Raw genomic sequence first — 21,412 nt, 5'->3', positions numbered from 1 at the left:
TTTTTCTTTTTATGCTGCTTTTTCTATTTCACCAGGGTAATATGGTGCAAGCTGTTTGGTCGTAAGCTCATATATGGACCCCATTTTTTCGATCTGGCTAATCTTGTCCTCAACCGGCTCGTCGTCAACAAACGGAGTCGCTCCCGCCGGTGGAGTATCACCCACTTTGACTGATTCCTCGGCTACAACTGGTGGTGGGATAACTGGGTCTTCCACAACTGCAGGCGGCTCGACAGATGCTGGGGTTAGATTTGGCGCGGCCTCAGCTACCTTCGCCTCTAGTTCGACAACTTTCGGTTTGCGTGACTCCTCGACTCTCTTGGCCAGCGCATTATAAATACTAAGCTTTTCGATTTCATTTGGATAACGATGCTCGGCCATGTCTACACGGGCTTTCTCGTCGCTGATTGATTGGAGAAATCCCTGAATCCGAACCCTAGCTTGCTCCGCGTCACCCTCAGCCGACAGATCCCTGAACAGGTGAGCAAGATTTGTAGCCAACGCTCTTTTCAATTTATTCAATCTAGCGTGATAACCTCGAAGATCTTTCTTCGCGCTTTCCTCAATTTTTGAGGCATGAGCCACCACACGCCCATGGTCAAGTGTGTGGGCGCCAGGCGTCTCAGCAACCCGCTTCGTGTGCACTGTTTCGACTTTGGCTTCGGCTTCAAACTTATGGATCTCTTCGATCCATTCATTCATAGCCATGATTTGGTTGACAATTAGAGCAAGGAGTCGCTCATTCCCCTCGAGCTCCTTGATCGATTGAAAACGTAATTCTGTATTGTTTGCGTTGATATTATCCATTTAGCCCCAAATCATTCTCTGCACTCTTTGATTTGTCTTCCAGCCCTGGCGGTTTAGTATCATTTTTCTTTTTCTTCTTCCTCTGGTTCGCGTATGCGTCGTTCTGGTCATTGGCAACTTCGGCCAATTCCTTGATATCAGAGTTATCGGCGGCTTCTTTGGAAATTTCTTCTGCCACAGGAGTGCCCTTGATAACGTTGTCTTCTGTTAGCGTTACATTATTGCCAATCAAGACGTCTCTCATCTGCTCAGGGCTAAAGCGAAGTCTTACATTATTACCATATTTATTGACATATATATTTGCTTCTTCATCAAATTCCGCCATCTCTTCTTGAACTTCGTTCACAAGCATGATTTCAGTATTATAGAATTCAATGGGGCCAGCTGGTGTGGATTCGTTCGAATTCGGCACAATCTGAGTCACACGGACAGAGAATGACGGCGAAAAAGTCCAATATTTGCCGCCCCCTACTTCAACGCGAACATTGTAGCCCAGGGGGACCACGCTACCTTCGACCAGTTCCCGGATATCCTCATCAGCTTTCTCGGAAGTCAATTTATCCCTGTATAACGCAACGATTTCTTTCTTGGGCTTGAAATTGTCAACGGTTAATATTTCAGCCTCTCCAACAATATTGAAATCCTTATCCAGCGAATATCGATTGAATTTGCCGTCTTCAGGTATAATAATCCAGAATTTGTCGCCATCGCCGTAGAGCAACGGCTTTGCTTTCAGAGTCGGAACAGGTTCATCTGCTTCAGAATCAACGGAATCCAGCGCTTCAGCTATATCATCCTGATAAAATTCTGCACGGCCATACAACCGAAAACCTGCAGGCACATTCTCTTGCAACTTCTCGATTGGAATCACTGCTTTATTTTCGAGCACAGGCGGAGTCTCTCCCCCCTCAACATATTTGTAGACAGTAACTTGTGCTGCTTTTGCAACATCGCCTAGCTTACCATCGTGAAGCTGAAGACTGCCGTCGAAGATAAACCCTTGCTTAATCACGCGCTCGACAATCTCCTTACCTTTGTATTTCTCGTCACCCGTCTCGGATCCTTCTGAGGCCTCCATTGTTGAATAATCACATTTGTCCCCCGTCTTGGCTTCGACACTGACAAGCCCAAGCTTCTCAATCTCGGCCTTCAGTTCACTAGAGAGTGAAATAAATTCGGCCTTTTCTTCGTCGGTATCAGCATGCTCAAGCGATCCCAAAAAGTCATTATATATGCCAACAAATTCGTCAAGCGATTCAAAGTACTTGGAGCGGACAGACTGTATCTCTTTAACTTTGTAAGAATCAATTAAGCCTTCCGGAAAAGCTTTGTATTCATCAATTTTTTTACGGCTGGCTTTCACCGCCTTTGTCATTTTCTCATCAATTTTCGTTGGATCCACACGGTCTAATTTTCGTCCGATGATCTCCAAGGACTTGATGCGATCGGGATTGGCATTTAATTTAGTAAGCCTATCCACTGATGCCTCTATTTGCTTGGCAACTTTCGTTTTGAGAGCACCCAGCTTGGTCGATAGCTCCAGGATTTGATTGATTTTCTCCTTCGCTTCTTTTGCGTTTGGATCAGTCTCTTCATCCTTGGTCGCTGGCTTCTCAACCTTCTTCTTTACTTCATCTTTTGTATAGCTGAAAATTACTTCTTTGCCGGCAAGACTTTTCTTTATCCCTGGTATGGTTATCCCGAACGAAATATTCTCAATCGCCGAAAATTCATATTCCGAAAATTCACTATTTATTTTCTCAAGATTCTCGGGATTCTCGCTCACCATATGACCAGAAAATTGATCACGATCGCGACCATCGAAAAAAGGCAATTTCGTAATCTTGTATTTCAGTCCCTTGAGAAAGACAGTCGGGCCATCTTCCACTTCAATCTTCATAGAATCGCCAATGGGTAATTCTTCGCCAACTTGTAGCTCGGCTAATCTCTTCTCTACATCGGCGGCAGGAACCGTTTCTTTCTTCTTCTCGAGTTTTAGGGGAAACGAGAGAGAATCACCTTCCAAAATTCTCTTCATGACTTTTCTGTTGATTGTAGCTTTAACGTCCAAGATACCGCCCAGAAAAACATACCCTTCGAATGCTTTGTCCACTTTGTCGGGATTGCCAACAATTTCGCATGTAAATTGGTCAAGAGTGCCTGTCTGACGTTCAACCATCGATATTTTAAATGACAAACCAGCCATACCAACGCTTGGTGCGCCCGGCTCTTTCGGGACAGTGGCCGTAATATTGTCACTCAAATGAACCACGCTGTTTACATCTAATTCGTTAAGTGTCTTCTCAGTAGCCCAATTCTTCTTGAACGAGTCGGTGCCGAAATAGCTCTTCTCGAGCCATAACTTCCCGACTTTGTTACTCTGATTTACTTCGATATCACCCCTATTGCGAGGCTTGGGCGACTGACCTGCGATTATATCTGATTTCTCAAGGTCGAAATCATAAACTTCATATTGATCCTCCCCAATTTTCTGGAATAACGATGCGACGCCGCCACCATAATCCACTACTACACGGCCACCATTCCCGCCATTAATATTTCTATCGAAATAGTCTGCTTCGATAGCGTCTATAAACGCATCAGAATCTATCTTGCCGCTCTCGGTAAACTTATCAGTGAATTCCGTGGGCAAAGCCTCTGGTTTTTTCTTCTCAGGAGGCTTGACCGTAGGTTTTTCTTTGTGATACCACTCAATGAAAACTTCTTTGATTTGGCTCACGGTCGGGTTGTGCTTCTTGTCCCCTAGTGTTCCGTCAGGGTTACAGTCGACGATGGCGAGCTTATCATCGCCAACGGCAGATTGTACCTTCCACTTCTTGCCACCTTTGTCGAGCAATACAATCTCACGTACGTTTGCGCTAGCCCCGAAGATTATCGTTTGAGGAATACCATCTGACATATCAGACTTAAGGAATCCAGCGTGGGTATAGCCCTCGAATCCGGCTCCCAGCTCTTGCTCTTTCAGATCAAACTTCACATTAATACTATCTTTGACAGACTCAATATTTGAAATCTTGACTTTATATCGGCCGTTTGGAGTATTCGCGTTCTCACAGACTCCGCTGTTCTCTCTATTCTTGGGCCAATTATCCTTGCCGATTTTGGTAACTTTGCCATCTTCATCGAGAGTCAGTTCTAACTCTGTGTTTTTGTATTTTTCATGCATCTCCGTGGCAAATTCTGCGTCAGTCTTGTCCATCTCTGACTGATCAGTTTCATCTTGGTCGACGTGGGCATCTGGATCTCCGTCATCATCAGAAGACTCTCTTTCCGCTCTTCTCTCTTCAGACCAGCCAGCACCAAAAATAAGATCTGCTTCTTCCGCGTCAAAAATGAATGTTTTCTCTGGAAATTTCTCTTCTCCATCGGCGCTATAAAAAGCAATTTTGCATGTGCCCAAATCATCCTCATCCAATATGACGGCACGATCACCCTTATCAAGATCGAAGCCTTTGCCATCTCTCTCGAAATAATACTCCGCTGTCACAGTGAAGACGAGGCCAGCCGCCTCAGCAAGCTTCAGTTTTTCTGCAGGAGTAATAATCTCCTCAGGAGGAGTCTCGATCACTGGCTCGACAGAAGTTTCCGGAATCGGCTTGGGCAGAATTTTCTTCATCCCTGCAACAACCTGACCATGTTCGACTGATTGCTCTTCTTGGGCTTTTTCTAGGTTTTGAGTCGCTTCCCTACCCCAGCTATTACCAAGAGTTGCCAATAGTCCTGCAGCACCAGTTGCCCAAACAGTCACGAGCTGCTTGTGCAATTCGGCACTGATTAAATTGTGCTTGATGATGTCTATGACTTGGGTAAGATCATTGGCGGCTTCGCTGACAGTATGCCAGTGCTCGCCAGCCTTATTGATTATGTCATTGACCCAAGGATTGTAATTCGGAGCATCCTTGGCTGCGCCCATCAGATCCTTGCCTGCTTCCTTGAGGAATATCACTGTATCGGTAATCTTTTGAGTTGCCTGATCTCGTGCCAATTCAATCGTATGTTTTATGTTGTCGCCGTTTAGATCAATATTCGCAACTTGCTCGCCCGCCCTCAGCTGTGCTTCAATCGCGTTGGCACCCTGGCTTGCCGCAGTCTCTGCCATCTTCGCACCGGCGAAGACCTTGGCCACTATAGATGTGCCAAGGCTACCAATCGTAGCACACCAATCGGATATAGATTCATTTTTCTTCTCAAGTTTACGAAGCTCTGCTTCCTTCTCGGCGACCGTAAATACCTTTGGATCTTTGGCTGCTTCAGGAGCCGGAGTAGTCCCATCGGCCGCAGGAGCCGCTGTCTCGGCAGCCGCCGGAGGCTCTTCGCTTGGGTCAACTACTACATACTCCTTCCTCGTCTTGGTCATATCAGGGCCAATCGGAACTTTTACGACCTTCACCTTTCGCTTCGTATCATCATGAGCCAAATCAATTGCTCTATATAATATTGCTTGAAATTCTGGGTCAGCGTCTGGTTGATATCCTTCCTCGCCAAGATGCGCCTCTTCGAGCTCCATATACTTGAGAGCGGCGTCACCAATTAGTTTATCGATCTCCTGGATAACTGCTTCATTGGCGGCCTCTATCTCACCCCTCATATTTCGCTCTTTGCCATTCCAAATCCGGCGAGCTTCGTTCACCCCTCTGACAATTGCCCCGCCAGCAGCACCCACCAATATAATAGGGATGCTAACGCCACCAAATATCGATGCGATTCCTGCACCGATTGCTATCGTAACAACAGTCTTGAGTGCGATTTTCTTGGCCTTAGTTTCAATTTCCTGTCCAACTGTCTGGCCAGTATAAATACCCTCTGAATTCTTGGTCTTAACACCTGCCAGCGACCTGTTGAAATCTCCAATCCAGGACTTTCCGTAGCTTTGTGCCCGTCGATCCTTATCTGCGTCCCTAAATATACCGATATTTTCGATCGTACCAAATATAGTCTTGAATACCTCTTCTTTCCTCTTGGCTTCACTGGTCTCGCGTTTGCCCTTCTCTGTCTTAGCGTGAAGGGCAGCCTTCGCCATAGTTGCCTCCAGACGAAGGTCAGACCTGTCAACACTGATAGGCTTGTCATCAACAAAATCAACATCGCCAGGTAGATGCATCGGATCACCAAGATCTAAACCCAGATCGTCTAAAGGAATGCCTTCTGGCCCTGGCATATTATTTGTCTCCCTTAACTTGCTTTGCAGAGGTAGCCAAAACTTTGGCAGAAGTTGTCAGGTAATTGTTGTATGCTACCACTTCCGCTTTCAGTTGCAGAGCAATGTCAGCAAATATCATCGCAATATCGATATTGTTGGCAACAAAAAAGGCGGATAACATTTCGCTATCGCCTTCGCTCACTATTCGCTTGAACTCTGTCTTGGCAGAGTCGGCAAGCATTTCATCAACATGGATCAGGATCCGTAGATTTGCCTCATCCGTAAGCTTCGCCATGAGGATAGCTTTTTGCTCGTCAGAAAGATTTTCTGCTTTTAGCAAAACAAAAATATCCTTCTCTATGATATCTTTTACCTGCTGATCTTCAGCAATATTGACCATTGGACTCCCTCCGTTAGCTCAAAAGATTATATTTGATATAAATATATTATAACCTAGTTTATATTATATACAATTTTTTGGGTATGGAAAAGGCCGGCATCAAGTGATGTCGGCCGATTCCCCTCTACTTAAGTTACTTGTGCTCCAGCTGGTGGCTGGTTCCCTTTGTTTTTGTTCTTTGCCGCTAACTTAGCGGCTTCGGTTGCCTTCCTGGCATCCTCTGCCGCCTTTTCGTCAGCAATGATCTTTTTCTCCGCTTCCTCGCGATCGTGTGCACGCTTTTCACGGCGCGCCCTTCGCATTTCTTCGTCGCTGTGAGTGTCCGGCACGAGCCGGCGCGGTGCAGGAGTGGTGTCGTCGCTTTCGAGCGACTTAAGCATCTTCGCTCGGAGCAAGCTCCGCGCGATGTCTGCATCGGCTTTCGCCTCCACAATGCGCGCCCGACTCTCGTACTTCACTTGGAGTGCTTCGCACTCAAGCTCAGTTTTTTCGATGGGATCATAAATTCGAGTCTCCGAATCCGCAGTGGTGTGAGTCGTAAGCGACCCGAACCCCTGGCGATGGACCGAAATTCGGTCATCGATCAAGTGGTTTACATTGGTCAGCGCTCGGACGGCAGTCCTGAACTCGCGTGGTCGCAGTATTGCGAAAATTGCGATCCCTACGATTATCCAACCCCACCAAGGGAGGACGATTGCTGTTACAGCTACATTTTCCATATTCTTCTCCTTTTTCTCTGGCGCAACGAGCGCCTGCCTTTGCGGTTTCGGCTGAGCTTTCGCTGCCGGTCGAGAATTGCTCACCTTGCGAACCTGAGTCCGCTTGGTGATGTAAACTTTCTGGATTACCGGTGGTGCCACTTGGGCCTTCGGTGAAATGTTATTCTGCGTATTGCTGATGGTGATATAAACAATATCTCCATCTTTCTTCGTAATTTTGAGCTTGCCGTTTCCGACAGGTTCAATTTTCGTTGCATCTACGGGAATAGAATTGATTGTTGCGGGGGTTGTGTCCGCAGGAACCTGTCCGAAAACAGGTGATAGTCCAGCCGCCAACATGATAAGGGCGGTCAAAGTGATGGTGAATAACTTTTTCATAGCCATTCTCCTTATGTAAATTCCGTCCTATTCGGATCGGGCTGGGTTCGTTTTTTTGTCTCAGCAAGCAGATGCCAATAGTTGGCAGCTCTTCGCTGAGACAATGTCTATATATAGTTGTTAAAGTACTATTTGTGTCGCTGTTAAGGATTCAGGATATTCGTAATCTGTAATTTGGAAAATCTGTAATCCATTATTTAAACCGAACTTTCGGTTTAAAAATAGCGGCACTGTTCTGCATAACTCGACACGGGTGGAGGGGGTACCCATGTTCTCTTGATAAATCAAGAGAGTGAATTATGCAGGACACTACCGCTGCATTTTTGTAGTATATGCTTTCAATCTATCGTCCCTCATACCCTCGTATGCGTTGATTGATTGCAGAAACTTAAGTGAAGAAAATTGTTTGGTGCGACGATTCAATTTCCAATCGTCATGTGAACATTATACCATGTTGTAAATACTTTGTCAAGCACCTTACTCGTGATTCGTGCTGGATTTGCGGTACTGTGCTGATAATAGTGGTCTCACAGGTGGAGGGGGTACCCATGAGCTACTACCAGCACGCTACCGCAAGAGAAGTCGGAAGTCGTAAAGTCTGTAAAGTCTAAAGGATGTATAATTTTTTCCTTCTGGGGGTGAGCTCTTCTCTACCCTCAGAACTAAGCATTATAGCATCCCATATATAGTGTGTCAAGGGCGTGATTCACGCCAGCTTAATCTCAGCCTCATACTATAGATATAGCGCTATGCACGAAAAGAACGGCGTGATTAAACGCCGCTCCTCTCCACGCACGCTCACGCCGGTTTAGGCATTATTGCGCAATTTCCTCATGAGTTCGAGGTACTGCCAGAGATTGTGCAGGCTGGCTAGGTGAAGGCCGAGAATTTCGTTGGAGCGAAGTAGGTGGGAAATATAGGCACGGGACAGTCCCCTCTTACATCCTTCACAGCCACAATTTTCGTCGATCACTCCCCCATCGGTTCTGAATTTGTTATTCAAAAGATTCATGAGTTCATATTTCTTATTTTCGACTTTCGACTTTCGACTTTCGACTGGCGCGTAAACCGCGCCATGGCGAGCCAGTCGCGTCGGCAAGACACAATCAAACATGTCCATGCCCAGCTTGGTAGCGGTGATGATATCATCTGGCGTACCGACGCCCATAAGATAACGCTGTTTATTTTCCGGTAGTATCTCCCCCATCAGCTTAACAGTATCCCACATCTCGCGAGTTTCCAGATCAACGGCCAGGCCGCCGACAGAATATCCGTCAAAATCTAATTTGATGAGTTCCTCGGCGCAGTATTTGCGTAGATCTTTATCTAACCCACCTTGCACGATTCCGTGGAGCATCGGCCTCTTGCCAGATGGGAGGCCAGAGACCTTTGATTCAAAATATACTTTGGCTCGTTTGGCCCAAGCAATTGTCAGTCGTACCGCTTCTTCGATCTCTTCCTTGCTCGCCGTGCCCGAAGGACAAACGTCAAGCGGCATCAGTATGTCGACACCAAGATCGAGCTGGATATCAATCACCTTCTCTGGGGTGAAGAAATGCTTCGAGCCGTCCAGATGAGACTTGAACTCTACTCCGTCCTCGGTAATTTTGACCAAATCCGAGTTCTTGGCCAAGCTAAAGACCTGATATCCGCCCGAATCAGTCAGAATTGGCTTGTCCCAGCCCATGAACTTGTGAAGTCCGCCGAGGTCTTTGACCAATTTCTCGCCTGGGCGAAGATAGAGATGATAAGTATTGGAAAGCACAATCTGCGCGCCAAGAGTTTCTAGCTCCCAAGGCGAAACAGATTTGACGCTTCCTACCGTACCAACCGGCATGAAAAAGGGCGTCTCGATAGCACCATGAGGCGTCGTAAGCTCGCCAACGCGAACACCGTTGTCTAATTTTTTGATCAATTTGAAACTCATAACATATACTTATAGCATATTTTGACTAATTAAAAAACCAGGGCTTTGGTCGAAACCTCAAGTCCTGGTCAGGATAAGTTTGTCAAATAATTTGACGACGCGAGTAATTTTCTCGCCCAAATCATAGTAAGTGTCGCTGAAGACATCGTCGGTCATCCTGTGCGCCATATCGCCCATGACAGACTTTATTATCAACTGGAACCTGAGATACACGCCCTCTGCGTCAGCTTGAGATAAATGCGCCGGTCGGCGAACGCAAAGCTGGTTGTGAACACGTTTCATCAGATTACCCATACCCACCAACTGCATTCCTACGAGATATGAAGCTTCCTCGTCAAGGAGACAATCATACGGGATCGGCTTGTAGGGATGTCTTTCGTTCAGACGCAATGGTCCTTCAACTTGAGAAACGCCGTTAAGACGACCGACAATCTGCACTAAGCTTGCATACGCGCCTCTCGACATCATGGAGCCATATTCGGCCATGAGTTGGCTAATTTCTTCCACCACCGCCTGGGTGATGCAACGCATTGCAATCTCTGTTTCTCCTGGGGCAAGGCCCCCAAACGAATTAGTCAACCCAAGTGAACATGCCTTGTTGAGAAGATCATCAACCGCATGAAGCAATCCCTGAGCGGGCTCAGGCAAATCCTCATAGGGCAAACCAATCAAGGTGGTTCGAAAATACCCAGTCTCTTCGCGAATCGTTCTCACGATTTTTGAGTCTATGTTCATTACAGTCACCTCACTTCAATCCTTTTACCACTTTTAGACTATTTTGACAAGGAGGAATTGACTTGCATAACAAAAAGAGCCCCCTTCGGGACTCTTTTCTATTTTTTACCAGCTTACGAGCTTATTAGCTTATATGCTGAATAATTATTTTACTTCGACAGTTGCGCCTGCGGCCTCTAATTTGGCTTTAGCAGCTTCGACGTCCTCTTTCTTGGCACCCTTCAAAACTTCTTTTGGAGCGGCGTCAACCAAGTCCTTGGCTTCTTTGAGGCCTAGGTCAGGTTTGATCTCGCGAACAGCTTTGATCACACCGATTTTCTGTGCACCAGCAGCGGTAAGGATAAGGTCAAATGCAGTCTTTTCCTCTTCTGGCTCAGCAGCAGCGGCACCACCAGCGGCAGGCATAGCGCCCATCATCATTGGGGCAGCAGCAGAAACACCAAATTTGTCTTCAAGAACTTTGACAAGTTCTGATAGATCAAGCACTGAGAGTTTTTCAATTTTCTCTACGAGATCCTTGAATTTCTCTGGGACAACAACTTCTGTTTTCTCTTCCATGTTAACTCCTAATATTAATTTCTTATAAATAAATTATTCAGAAACGGATGGCAGATTTTACTGATAACAGATTTTCGTACCATCTGCTTATCTGTTCGATCCGACCCAAAGGGTCCCCTTTGGGGTTATCCTTTTCTGGTTAGGCTTGTTTGTCTCCGTAAGCCTTAAGCACCTGTACCAAGCCGCGCAAGTTGCCAGCCATAACATTGACGAATCCAGAAAGTGGAGCAGCCAATGTGCCAACCAATTGAGCGCGCATCTGATCTTTGCTTGGAAGCTGTGCCAATCTCTTGACCATAGCCGCATCAATCATCTTGTTCTCAAGCATTCCGCCCAAGATCTCGACTGCTTCATGTTTCTTGGCATAAAGTTCGATTTCTTTGGCTGGAGCGACTTCGTCTTCCATCGCGAAAGCGATAGCGACTGGTTTCTTGAACATCTCATTGTCAAATTCGATACCATGTTTGGTCAGCGCGATCTTGACCAAAGTATTCTTGGTCACGTGGAACTGAACACCCTTGGTGCGTAAAATGTTGCGAAGCTCTTCACTTTCCTTCACCTTCATGCCCTTGTAATCAACAATGACTGCTGATTTGGCGTTTTGAAGCTGAATGTCGAGAGCGTCGATCAACTCTGCCTTTTTTGCTTTTGTCTTTGCCATTTTTTATCCGAATTATGAATTAAGAATTATGAATTATGGGAGTAAAAACGAAAATTCCTGCGACCAGCGCAGGATGCACAATAAACTTTATAACTTTCAACTTGATGAACTTTATAAACTGAATTGTATTCCTGCACAAGGCTTATTTCGCTTAGCTGGCTTGCCGGCCGTAGCTTCAGCGAAGGCTGGTGGTCTTGGGATGTATTTAATATAGCAAGAATTGTCTGATGTGTCAACAAAAAACCGCCTCGGCATTTCTGCTTCGGCGGCATTCTTTAGTGCTTACTAGCTTTCTTATTTCTTGGCGACTTTGACGCTTGGACCCATCGAAGTTGTAAGATAGATAGAATCGATTCTCTTTGGCATATGATCGATAACAGCCTGATAATTCATTTTGACTTTTTCGGCGCCAAATGAGATTTTGCCGAGAGCCATGTGAACGATGTTCTGTTTGTCGGCACGGAATTCAACTTTGCCACCCTTCATTTCGGCGGCTGCCTTCTTCACGTCCTCGACAACTGTGCCGGCTTTTGGTGAAGGCATAAGTCCCTTTGGACCCAAGACCTTGGCCAATACTGCGAGCTTTGGCATCACTTTCATATCTGCAATCATAATATCGAAGTCGACTTTGCCAGACTTAACATCATTGACTACCTGGTCAACATTCTCTGCGGTAACTTCGAGAACCTTCTTCTCTTTGGTCACGCCACCAGGAAGGACGACCATACCACGAATATTTTTCTCTTTGTCGTTCAATTTAACATGAAGTTCAACAGTAGCATCAAATTTGGCAGGGTTGGTCTCTAGGGCCAAATCAATGGCTTCAGAAACGGAGTATTCTTTGCCAGCTTCTACTTTCTCAGCGATAGCACGGTATTTTTTGCTATGTCGTGGTTTGACACGAACGGTCGCTTTACGAGCTAGTTTTCCCTCGCGGTCCTCAGCCTTTTGCTCTTTGGCCAAGGCCTTTGCCTCAGCTTTTTCTTCTTTTTCGAGCTCTTTGCGCTCTTTTTCACGTTCCTCGGCCTGCTTCAAGATCTCAGCCTCAGTCAATTCCTCTTTGGCTTCTTCCTCGATCTGCTCGACGATTTTCTCGTCTTTGTCCTGTTCCTTCTTCTGTGATCCGCCAGAGGCGGACTTCATTTCATTACGCATCTGTCTCCTCTTGTCCTCCATAGCTTTAGCGACGGAGGATCGTGGTCATAACACTTGTCGACTAAACAAGCTCCCACAAATAAAATTATTAGACTATATTTATAGCATTTTCTGATCAGTTTAGCAACTATTTAGATCTCGATGGTGTGAGCAGGGATCTCTTGCTTTTGACCCAGATGAAGCAAGAGATACTTGATCGACTCGGCGATTATCTGATTGATCTGTTCTTTTTCCTGTTTTGAAAATTTGCTGAGGACAAAATTGGCCGCGTCAAAAGTCGGATTATCAGTCTCACCACTCAGCTCTGACTTGACTCCGATTCGGAGACGCGAGAATGAATCCGACCTAAGAATATCAATAATATTTTGCAAACCTTTTTGTCCGCCGCTCGAGCCCTCATGACGAATTCGAGCTGTACCAACAGGCAAATCGATATCATCAGACACCACGACAAGATCAGCAATCTCAGCTTTGTAGTATTGCATTACCATCGCCACAGAATTGCCAGATAAGTTCATATAGGTTTGCGGCTTGATCACTATAAGCTTCTCGCCGTTGAGTTGAGTCTCAGCAATTTCAGCTTCAAACTTAGCTACGGCCTTGAAATTAAGTGTCTCCCCTATTGCTGTAATTTCGTCTGATTTCGAGAGTGCATCAACAAATACAAAACCGGCATTGTGGCGAGTGCCTTCATACTGCTTACCCGGATTGCCAAGACCTACGATTATTTTCATAATTTCTATTTCTTAGTTTTTATTCAATTATTAATTAATAATTATAAATTGATTAGAAATCAAAAATTATTAATTAGAAATTTCTAGGCCTAAAGTCCTGGTATTCCCATTCCGCCCGCGATATCCTTCATTTTCTCAGCCGCAACTGCTTGGGCTCGAGAGATTGCCTGCGAAATCGTATTCTTCAAATCTTTCTCAATTTCACGCTTGTTTTCTGGTCGAAGTGCTTCTTCAGCAATATTGACCTCTGTCATGTGTTGTTCGCCGTTAAAAACTACAGTAACCCAGCCGTCATTGCTGGAAGCTTCAACTTCAACATCCTTCAGTTCCTTTTGTACCGCTCTGGCCTTTTTCTGTAATTCGTACAGATCTTTCATTTTTCCAAAATCAACCATTGTATCTCCAATCAAACTTATTTTTTAAAAATCTTGGACACTGCGAATAAAACAATACTGAATAGCAGGGCAAAAATCAACAATAAAACTATTGACGATAGCAGGATGGTAATCTTCTCGACCGGGACAAAACTAAAGTATCCGGCCATGGGCAAGAATTTAAAAGCGGCAACAAGCACGACGAGAATTAGAATCAATAGCAAAGCCATGTTCTTGAAGTCCTGCTTGCTCGGCGTCATCGTCACAATTACATTCAAGACGATGTAGAAGATCAGCCAGTTTTTCCAATCAGCAAAATTGATTGGTGATACCATCGACTTGGCATAGGAAAGAATACCACCGACAGAAAGATCGATTTCCTTGAGGTTAACCGGTTTGAGACCCAAATGCAGGGACATAAAATATATGATACCGGTGCCGATGATGAAGGGTGCAAAAGAGATCAAGACCTGACCGATCACTGGAATTCTCGGCTTTTCATGCTCTACGCTCCCGCCAGATGTATCGAATACGACAACCTTGGTTACTTTGGCGCCGGTCAAAAGACAAGCCAAAAAGTGCGACATTTCATGAATGATAACTCCAGGAGCTACGAAGAGACGGTAATTTTTGCCAAAAAACGATCGAACCAAGAAAAAATCAACAGCGGAGGCCAATGCAAATATTAAAATAATAAGTATGAATATTTCATACCTGCCAGCGTTAAAACTAGTCGGCATTAGAGACTTAATCCCGACAGAAAAATAATGACTGATCTGGTCAACATGAATTAATTGTAGAAATTTTTCCATAACCACCCTCCTATCAGTTAATCGAACTCTTGAGTTCCGCTTCGATAAACTCGGCCAGTCCCCCACTCAAAACCTTGTCTGGATCTGAAGTCTCGACATTGGTCCGATGATCCTTCACCATTTTGTACGGGTGCAATACGTATGATCGAATTTGGTTTCCCCACTCAGGAGAAGAAAAATCACCCTTCAGGTCCTCGATCCTTTCTTTGTGTTGATCGATAAGTAATTGTGCCAAGCGAGATCGCAAGACCTTCATAGCGCTCTCTTTGTTTTGCAATTGGCTTCTCTCGTTCTGGCAAGAAACCACAATATTTGTCGGCAAGTGAGTAATCCGTACCGCAGAATCAGTTGTGTTGACTGACTGACCGCCATGTCCTCCGGCTCTGAAGACGTCAATTTTCAAATCTTTGGCATCAATCTCGACGTCAGAATCAGATTCAATTTTGGGCAGTACCTGGACTAAGGCAAATGAAGTTTGGCGCAAAGCCTTCGCGTTAAACGGCGATTGACGCACTAGCCTGTGAACACCAGATTCGAGTCTCAAATTGCCATAAGCAAAAGCGCCGTCTATCGAGATAGTCGCACTTTTGATACCGGCTTCGCCTCCACGTGATTCATAGATCATTTCGGTCTTCATGCCCATGTTCTCAGCCCAACGCAGGTACATCCGAAGCAACATCTCAGTCCAGTCCTGCGCGTCGTCTCCTCCGGCTCCAGCATAAAAGTTTAGAATTGCGTCATACTGGTCGTATTTGCCTGAGAAAATAGTCAACTTCTCGAATCTCTCGATTTCGGGTCGAAGAGTCTCCAATTCTGCATCATCGGCGATTTCCGACATCTGGTAAAGTTCATCAAAACCAGAGATCTCGTCTTTTAGGTTTTTGAGCTTTCGACTTTTGTCATTGGCACTTGCATCCTCAAGCCAAAAAGCCGGCTCTCGCATCTCTGCCTCTAGAGTCTTGATCTCCTCTTTCTTCTCGCTGATTTTGAGGAAATTTCTCAAATCCTCTAGTTTGTTCCTGAGTGTTTCCATTTTTTTATTATAAGTTATCAATGGTCAATGATCAATGATCACTAAAAAAGCCCCAACTTGCGTCGAGGCTTTTTTATACTTGCTTACTGTCTTAGTAGTTTGCAATTTTGTAGCTAAGAGTTTTTCTCTTTTCCAAATACTTGCGTACTGCGTATGCAGCTGGGACCAAAAGTAGGGCTAAAATCCAGCTTTCGGCACCGGTCTTTGGCAAGCTTGTTTCTGCAACAGGAGTGACAGTTTGCGTTACCGCAATTTTTGTCAAAGCCGTGTCAGACAGGCTTACTGTTCCAAATTTCAAATTGGCAGTATTCAAAAGTTTCTCGCCATCAGCCAAAGTGGCCTTGGTCAGAACTTTGAACTTGATATAGCCAAAATCATTTGGATTGAGGGTACCGATCAAGATTCCGTCGCCAGTTAGCAAATCGCCAACCGTGTGCTCTTGACCATCATTGATCGACATTACAGTCGTACCGGACATGAACTGAGTATACAGTGGCAGAATATCTGTAATCCTTACAGAATCAGCTACGCCCTGTCCATCATTGCGAAAAGAAATTTTGTATTCCAGTGTATCACCAGGCTTGGCTGAAATTTCATCAGCGAAGTTGATTTCACCGGCCGTAAAGTTACGGACATCTTTTTGCATTTTGACACTGGCAACACCCGGTGCAGGTTTCTGCAAACGAACATTGACCACGTTTCCGAAGAGGTTGTACATCACAAAGTCAAAGTGAGTACCACTCTCTGGAGTCATTGGAAGCGGACTTTTGACCTTAACTTTGAAAACATCATTTTCTACCGCTCCTGGAGCAAATGTCTTCGAGTACATAGGGCCATTAGTGTTGAAACTAATTACCCCATTCTTGACTTCTGCATTCGCAGGAAGATTGGTAACATCGGCATATTCTAGGATATCGCTGATATCATCAGAGATGACAGCGCTGATGTCCTGTGCGCCAGTGTTCGTAGTAGTCAATGTGTACTCAATTACGTCGCCCGCATTTGCCTTGATATCAGTACCTGTTTCACCAGTTGTGATATTTTTGGCAATTTTGTTCTGGACGATGACACCGGGCAATATCTTGGCTGTTTTGACTTGAAAGAGAATATATCCCTTATAGTCCCAGCAACCATTGACGTCACCGATGTTGATACCGCTATCCTGAAACAAATTGGATTCAACTTGTCCTACAGGCAATGCGCTTGGCGCGTCACCAGTCTTATAGCTTGGAAACCATTTCAAAGTTCCAGGAACGAATTCTAGACTTGCGTCAGAATCCAAAGTTGCAGTCATGTCAGCAGTCACAGTGTCGGCGTTATCAGCCCACAATGTGCTACGAAGCAACGCGCCCTTGTTGATAGTCTCAGTTGGCAAGGCAACCTTCAGCTTCGTATTGTGAGCTGTCGTGTTGACTACGCCATTGTGATAATAGAGAGCGATCTCGAACACGTCGCCAGCAGTGCCGGTAACAGCCGTTTTTCGCTCAGTCTCGTTTTTGGTCAAGTTCAAGCCGTAAATCAGAGGATGGTCACCATCCAAATAATTGAAGCGTGGACTTTCCGCTTTGGCGCTGCCGAGCGGCGCCAGGGAGAGGGCCAAGAAAAGCACGCTGGCCGCGATCCCTTTTAATTTTGTAAATACATTTTTCATAACAATTCTCTTTGTTCCTTATTTAACCACTGGTGCGCCAGGGATTGATAAATTAACTACTGTAGATGCGCTATCCCAGATTTGTGTAACAGTGTCGGCTTTACCATACGCAGTGTTATAAAGCGTATATCCGCCGACAGGTGGGCAGCCATAGATTTTACCGTTGAAGGTAATAACCTTTTGCTGACCTGGAGTCATTGTGCCTAGGTTGAGACCACCGGCCATGATCTGATCGTTGGCTGTAACGCCATCGATTTTGGTAGATCCAGCTTGGTAGTTCACATACAGAGGCATAATATCAGAGACGATAACATTGGTCATGTTGGCGTTACCAGTATTTTTGACAATAACTTGGTATTCAACGATATCACCGATATTACCTGTGTTTTGCTTAACCCAACCATTTGCTGCCTTCACGTTTTTCACGATAGACAAAATTCTTGATTCGCAACGAAGAGTAACTTTGGCTTGATCCATCGCCTGTTCAACACCGCCCATATAAACCTTGGCAACGTTGTTCAAGTAATAGCCACAAGTATCGTCTAGAGTAGCGAAAATCTTGGTGTGATAAGTAATCGTGACCATGTTGGCCGCACCTGCCTGAAGATCAGGGAGAGCAAGACCATTGGCCGTGAAGATAGAATCTGTCTGCTTTACGCCGGCAGGAGCATCTTTGGTATAAAGATAAGTCGTGCCAGTAACATAGTTCATTTTGGCAGGCAAGATATCCTTGATCAGAACATTTTTGGCCAGATCGTTACCGTTGTTGATAACGTTCAAACGATAGATCACTTCGTCGCCACGAGATGCAGAAATCTCTTCCTGCCAAGTCGCGTCACCGATGTGAGCAACAGCTTTGCTCATAGTAAGATTAGCTTGTCCCTTCACGTCAACTTGGAAGCTCACGTAACCGGAATACTGCCAACAACCACTTACATCTCCGATATCAAGACCAGAGACTGAATTGATGGAGTCAGGCACTGATACGCCAGTCTGAGCGCCATTCTGGAACCACTTGGTCGAACCAGGAACGTACTCAAGGCGTCCAGCAGTTGGCAAATTGATGGTCATACCATCTCCGCCAACAATTTTACCGTCAACAACTGTGTTGCTAACAGCCTGCAAACCCTCAGCCCATAGGTAACTAGTCAACTTCTGTGAAGTTGCGCTACCAGCTGGTAAATCCACTCTCAGAGTGGTGTGATGTGCAGTCGTGTTGACTACACCATTATGATAATAGAACAGCACAGAGACACGGTCTCCGATGTTCGCACTCACTGGATCAGACCAAGCAGTATCTGCAGGCTTCGCACCGCGAAGCATGTCTAGGTCCCCTGCCAGGTAGTTGAACTTTGGAGCGTCGGCACTCTTGACTGGCTTAGCCTCAAACTTTGGAGCTTGAAACGCTAAAGTCAATGCAAAAAGCGCGGCACCGGTAAGCGCAACTCTTTTGGCGATCTTAATTAACCTTTTCCCTCCGTCTCGGAAAGTAAACATTTTCTTCCTTTCACTTCTAAAGAGCAGAAACTTATTAATAAATTTTTTTCTGTTCTTTAGAGTGATCCCAGATGCATTTGCGATCTGGGAGGCACTCAACCACTAAGGTGTGGTTGAAGGGGATCCCCCTGCCCCTACGCCACCTGGAATAAATCCAGGCTGCGTTTGGGGAACATTTGATGGAATACCCTGCCCGGGGGGAAGCGGACAGACTATTGTTGGACCAGATACCGGTCCGATAGGAGCATTTGTTGCCCCAGGCGGGGGTTCGGTATTTGGTCCACCAAGTGGGTCGCAAGGACCCGTTGGGGGAGTCGTTGGGGTTGTCGCTGGTATCTGCTGGCGAGTCCAGCCGACATATAGCGAGCCCTGGAACGATGGGCCCTGTTGTTGGTATGGGAAGCGAGCTTGATAGCCCGCCGGCTGTTGAACGTAAGTTTCCGTGTTGTTTGTGGTCGTCGTATAATAATTAGTCACGATTTCCTTCACAACTGGAACTTGTTGAACAACCTGAACAGGTGCGGTGACAACGGGAGTCGGCATTGGCACAGACGCCAATTTTACGATCTCGACCGGTTTTAAAGCCGGAAGTGATGGCAACGACGCCTGTTCGCGGATGACAATGGGGGCAGGCGTTTGGGAAACTGGAACGTTAACGTACCAATCGACCCGATTCAGCATCTTCTCGATGCTCTGCGCCTCAAAGTCATACTCTTGTGGTGTTCGCTGCAAATATATTGGCAGATGAATTATATCCATCTGAAGCATATATTCTAAAGCGCTCTTGACGGAAGGAGTCATTGAAAGACCCCGTTTCTGCCAATAAGCCCTGTAGCTTTCTATGCCCGCCAAATCTGCGGCTGTCAGAGGGCGCTTTTGGGCGACCCGCTGGACCGGAGTTTTGACAGTTGGACGAAACTGAGAGGTCAAGGTTTGACCATCGGGGACTGTCGAGTTCCCGGGATCTTGTGAAAGACCCGAGAAAGTGAGGAGCACCACGGCTCCGAGAATAAGAAATAATCGGATCATAGGGTGCCTCCTTGATCGACTGGGACAACCAGGATTTTACCCTGGACAATGGCAGTCGGTTGAATCGTTGCATAATTCCAAGGTGAGGAATTATTCACACGATATCCGACTCTAAACGAATCTTTAATGTTGCTATAACGAGCAACACCGATTCGTTTCTTAAACTGCTCGTAGCCCGGCAAGAGAAATACATTTCTGTATTGCTCGTTGACCGGTGCCCAGATCACTCTGGCTTGCCAGGTTCCATCATTCGATAAACAGTTGAGCGTGATATCATTTACGATATCAAGTCCCTCTGTCGTTTCAACGATGGACGGGCCTCGGTAATTGCGTGCAAACGCTACCGAGAAACTGTAACTGGTTGGGGTTGGTGGAGCCGTGTACGCCGTTTCCAAACGAACAATTCTTGCTTCGTGGTTGTTCACCACTTCGGCGATTTTGTTGTCGTTGGCGACTAAAGCGGCCAATGTTTCTTCGATCTTCACGACCGGAACTGCAGGCGGGTTTGATACCGCTGGAGTCGGGGTCGCTTGGATCGTTGGGGGTTGAACCGGGACTTCCGTAATAATTCTTTCCGGCGCCTGTTGGGGCGTTGGAACGTAAATTATTGTCGGAGCCTTTGGCAGTTCCGTTTGATAAGTCATACGACTTGTCATTGGAATGTCCGTAGGTGGGGTCGGGGATGTCGCAGATACAGCCAGATTATCAACAATTGTAAATTGAATAATGTCGACCAAGTCGGTTGAGTTCTCATAGCTCACATTATTAATTTTTGGTAAGAACGGCAACAGCCCGAAGACTATTGCACTAGTATCAAACGTCCTCACCTTTCTGATACCCTTTTCGCAAAATGCGTAAAGAGTGATCTGGTGGCTACCGGGTTTGAGCCCATCGATTGGCACGTCGCATGACAGCCGTGAGCCGTCCCTTGATGTCAGTTCGGTAATTTGATCGCTATGCGGATAAGTCCAGATGCCCTCTACTTTCGTAAATTTCGGCACAGGATTGTCACCCCTCACAGCAACTAATTTGGTTATTGCCTTGCCATCGCTGGTAACGCAATTACCAATTAACCGTAAGAAAACGCCCTGGTCGTTATATAAACAACCTATTGAATTGCCCGAACGATTAACGGATTGACGGAATATCTTTATCCCACCAATATTGGTATCGAACAGGTCCACCTGAGTATTGCCGACCGGAACGGTCTTCGTCTCAGTTTGCTGATAAACCGGTGGAGTGATTCCAACCGAAACAGCAGTGACAGCCGCGGCCTGAGCCGAAGTTGTCAAAAAGCACAGGCTGGCTACTATGGCCAGCACGAGGATGAAGCTATAGTTAACCAGCTTCTTCATATTTCTACCTCCTAGGATAGATTGTGGTGTACTGCAGACAAGTTTCATTTCCTTGGCGTGCAATAAATGCTTTACAGCACAATATCGCCATCCAAGGGGTGACTGGTTTATTACAATCGTTTGTGTTCCAGATTTTGTAACACCATACTCCTTTTCTCTGCAAGCTATCTTGCTCCGAAATTTCGTAAGTTGTCTTGCGTCGGAAGATCCAACCAGGAAGAGGGCGAGAACGTCAGAAGCTAATTGAGCTAGGTCCATGTGTTTTAAAGGACCCACAAATGCTTATTAACTTATATATCTGCGTTCTAATGTCCCCAAATCCCAGTCGAATCTCCAGAAACAAAAAACAAGGAAAGATTTGGACTCCAAGTCCGTGCCCTTCCTTGCTTGCTAGACCAGTGTTATTGGCCTTAACATTGTCCACTT

The 21,412-nt window shown here is 45.8% G+C and carries 17 protein-coding genes; all 17 read right to left on the bottom strand.

Features of this window, described 5'->3' with window-relative positions; genetic code table 11:
- Positions 1-9: 9 nt before the first annotated feature.
- The gene (locus WC227_02690) at positions 10-807 is read right to left on the bottom strand and encodes a hypothetical protein (protein ID MFA6963598.1); all 798 of its coding nucleotides are present in this window, start codon (positions 805-807) and stop codon (positions 10-12) included.
- Positions 800-5,986, bottom strand: coding sequence for a hypothetical protein (locus tag WC227_02685; protein ID MFA6963597.1), 5,187 nt, complete (start codon positions 5,984-5,986; stop codon positions 800-802). The genes WC227_02690 and WC227_02685 overlap by 8 nt, the downstream gene beginning before the upstream one ends.
- A 1-nt stretch (position 5,987) precedes the next feature.
- Positions 5,988-6,368 (bottom strand): hypothetical protein, encoded by a 381-nt coding sequence (locus WC227_02680; protein MFA6963596.1) that lies wholly within the window; start codon positions 6,366-6,368, stop codon positions 5,988-5,990.
- A 128-nt stretch (positions 6,369-6,496) separates the two neighbouring features.
- Positions 6,497-7,465, bottom strand: a complete 969-nt coding sequence (locus WC227_02675; GenBank protein ID MFA6963595.1) for a hypothetical protein — start codon at positions 7,463-7,465, stop codon at positions 6,497-6,499.
- A gap of 808 nt (positions 7,466-8,273) precedes the next feature.
- Positions 8,274-9,392, bottom strand: coding sequence for a tRNA guanosine(34) transglycosylase Tgt (gene tgt, locus WC227_02670; GenBank protein ID MFA6963594.1), 1,119 nt, complete (start codon positions 9,390-9,392; stop codon positions 8,274-8,276).
- A gap of 57 nt (positions 9,393-9,449) precedes the next feature.
- Positions 9,450-10,127 carry a hypothetical protein gene (locus tag WC227_02665; protein ID MFA6963593.1) on the bottom strand — a complete coding sequence of 226 codons (678 nt, stop codon included), beginning with the start codon at positions 10,125-10,127 and terminating at the stop codon, positions 9,450-9,452.
- Positions 10,128-10,271: 144 nt separating this feature from the next.
- Positions 10,272-10,685 (bottom strand): 50S ribosomal protein L7/L12, encoded by a 414-nt coding sequence (gene rplL / locus WC227_02660; protein ID MFA6963592.1) that lies wholly within the window; start codon positions 10,683-10,685, stop codon positions 10,272-10,274.
- A gap of 139 nt (positions 10,686-10,824) precedes the next feature.
- Complete coding sequence (rplJ, locus tag WC227_02655; protein MFA6963591.1) at positions 10,825-11,346, bottom strand: 50S ribosomal protein L10; 522 nt, start codon at positions 11,344-11,346, stop codon at positions 10,825-10,827.
- Between the two features lie 294 nt (positions 11,347-11,640).
- A complete protein-coding gene (locus WC227_02650; GenBank protein MFA6963590.1) occupies positions 11,641-12,501 on the bottom strand; it encodes a hypothetical protein in 861 nt (286 codons plus the stop codon).
- Between the two features lie 131 nt (positions 12,502-12,632).
- Complete coding sequence (pth, locus tag WC227_02645) at positions 12,633-13,235, bottom strand: aminoacyl-tRNA hydrolase (protein ID MFA6963589.1); 603 nt, start codon at positions 13,233-13,235, stop codon at positions 12,633-12,635.
- Positions 13,236-13,324: 89 nt separating this feature from the next.
- The gene (locus WC227_02640) at positions 13,325-13,630 is read right to left on the bottom strand and encodes a YbaB/EbfC family nucleoid-associated protein (protein MFA6963588.1); all 306 of its coding nucleotides are present in this window, start codon (positions 13,628-13,630) and stop codon (positions 13,325-13,327) included.
- Between the two features lie 17 nt (positions 13,631-13,647).
- On the bottom strand, positions 13,648-14,421 hold the full coding sequence (locus tag WC227_02635; GenBank protein MFA6963587.1) for a hypothetical protein: 774 nt from the start codon (positions 14,419-14,421) through the stop codon (positions 13,648-13,650).
- A gap of 13 nt (positions 14,422-14,434) precedes the next feature.
- Positions 14,435-15,454, bottom strand: a complete 1,020-nt coding sequence (prfB, locus tag WC227_02630) for a peptide chain release factor 2 (GenBank protein MFA6963586.1) — start codon at positions 15,452-15,454, stop codon at positions 14,435-14,437.
- Positions 15,455-15,545: 91 nt separating this feature from the next.
- Positions 15,546-17,105, bottom strand: a complete 1,560-nt coding sequence (locus WC227_02625; GenBank protein MFA6963585.1) for a hypothetical protein — start codon at positions 17,103-17,105, stop codon at positions 15,546-15,548.
- A gap of 18 nt (positions 17,106-17,123) precedes the next feature.
- On the bottom strand, positions 17,124-18,602 hold the full coding sequence (locus WC227_02620; GenBank protein ID MFA6963584.1) for a hypothetical protein: 1,479 nt from the start codon (positions 18,600-18,602) through the stop codon (positions 17,124-17,126).
- Between the two features lie 102 nt (positions 18,603-18,704).
- Entirely contained in the window at positions 18,705-19,631 is a 927-nt protein-coding gene (locus WC227_02615; protein MFA6963583.1) for a hypothetical protein, read from the bottom strand.
- Positions 19,628-20,986 carry a hypothetical protein gene (locus tag WC227_02610; protein MFA6963582.1) on the bottom strand — a complete coding sequence of 453 codons (1,359 nt, stop codon included), beginning with the start codon at positions 20,984-20,986 and terminating at the stop codon, positions 19,628-19,630. Before WC227_02610 ends, WC227_02615 begins: the two co-directional genes overlap by 4 nt.
- Between the last annotated feature and the right edge of the window lie 426 nt (positions 20,987-21,412).

The organism is Patescibacteria group bacterium, assembly GCA_041671645.1.
In the GTDB taxonomy this organism is placed as follows: domain Bacteria; phylum Patescibacteriota; class UBA1384; order XYA2-FULL-43-10; family 1-14-0-10-43-13; genus JBAZBD01.
The sequence above is the reverse complement of the archived record's forward strand: the minus strand, read 5'-3'. Positions and strand labels throughout refer to the sequence as shown.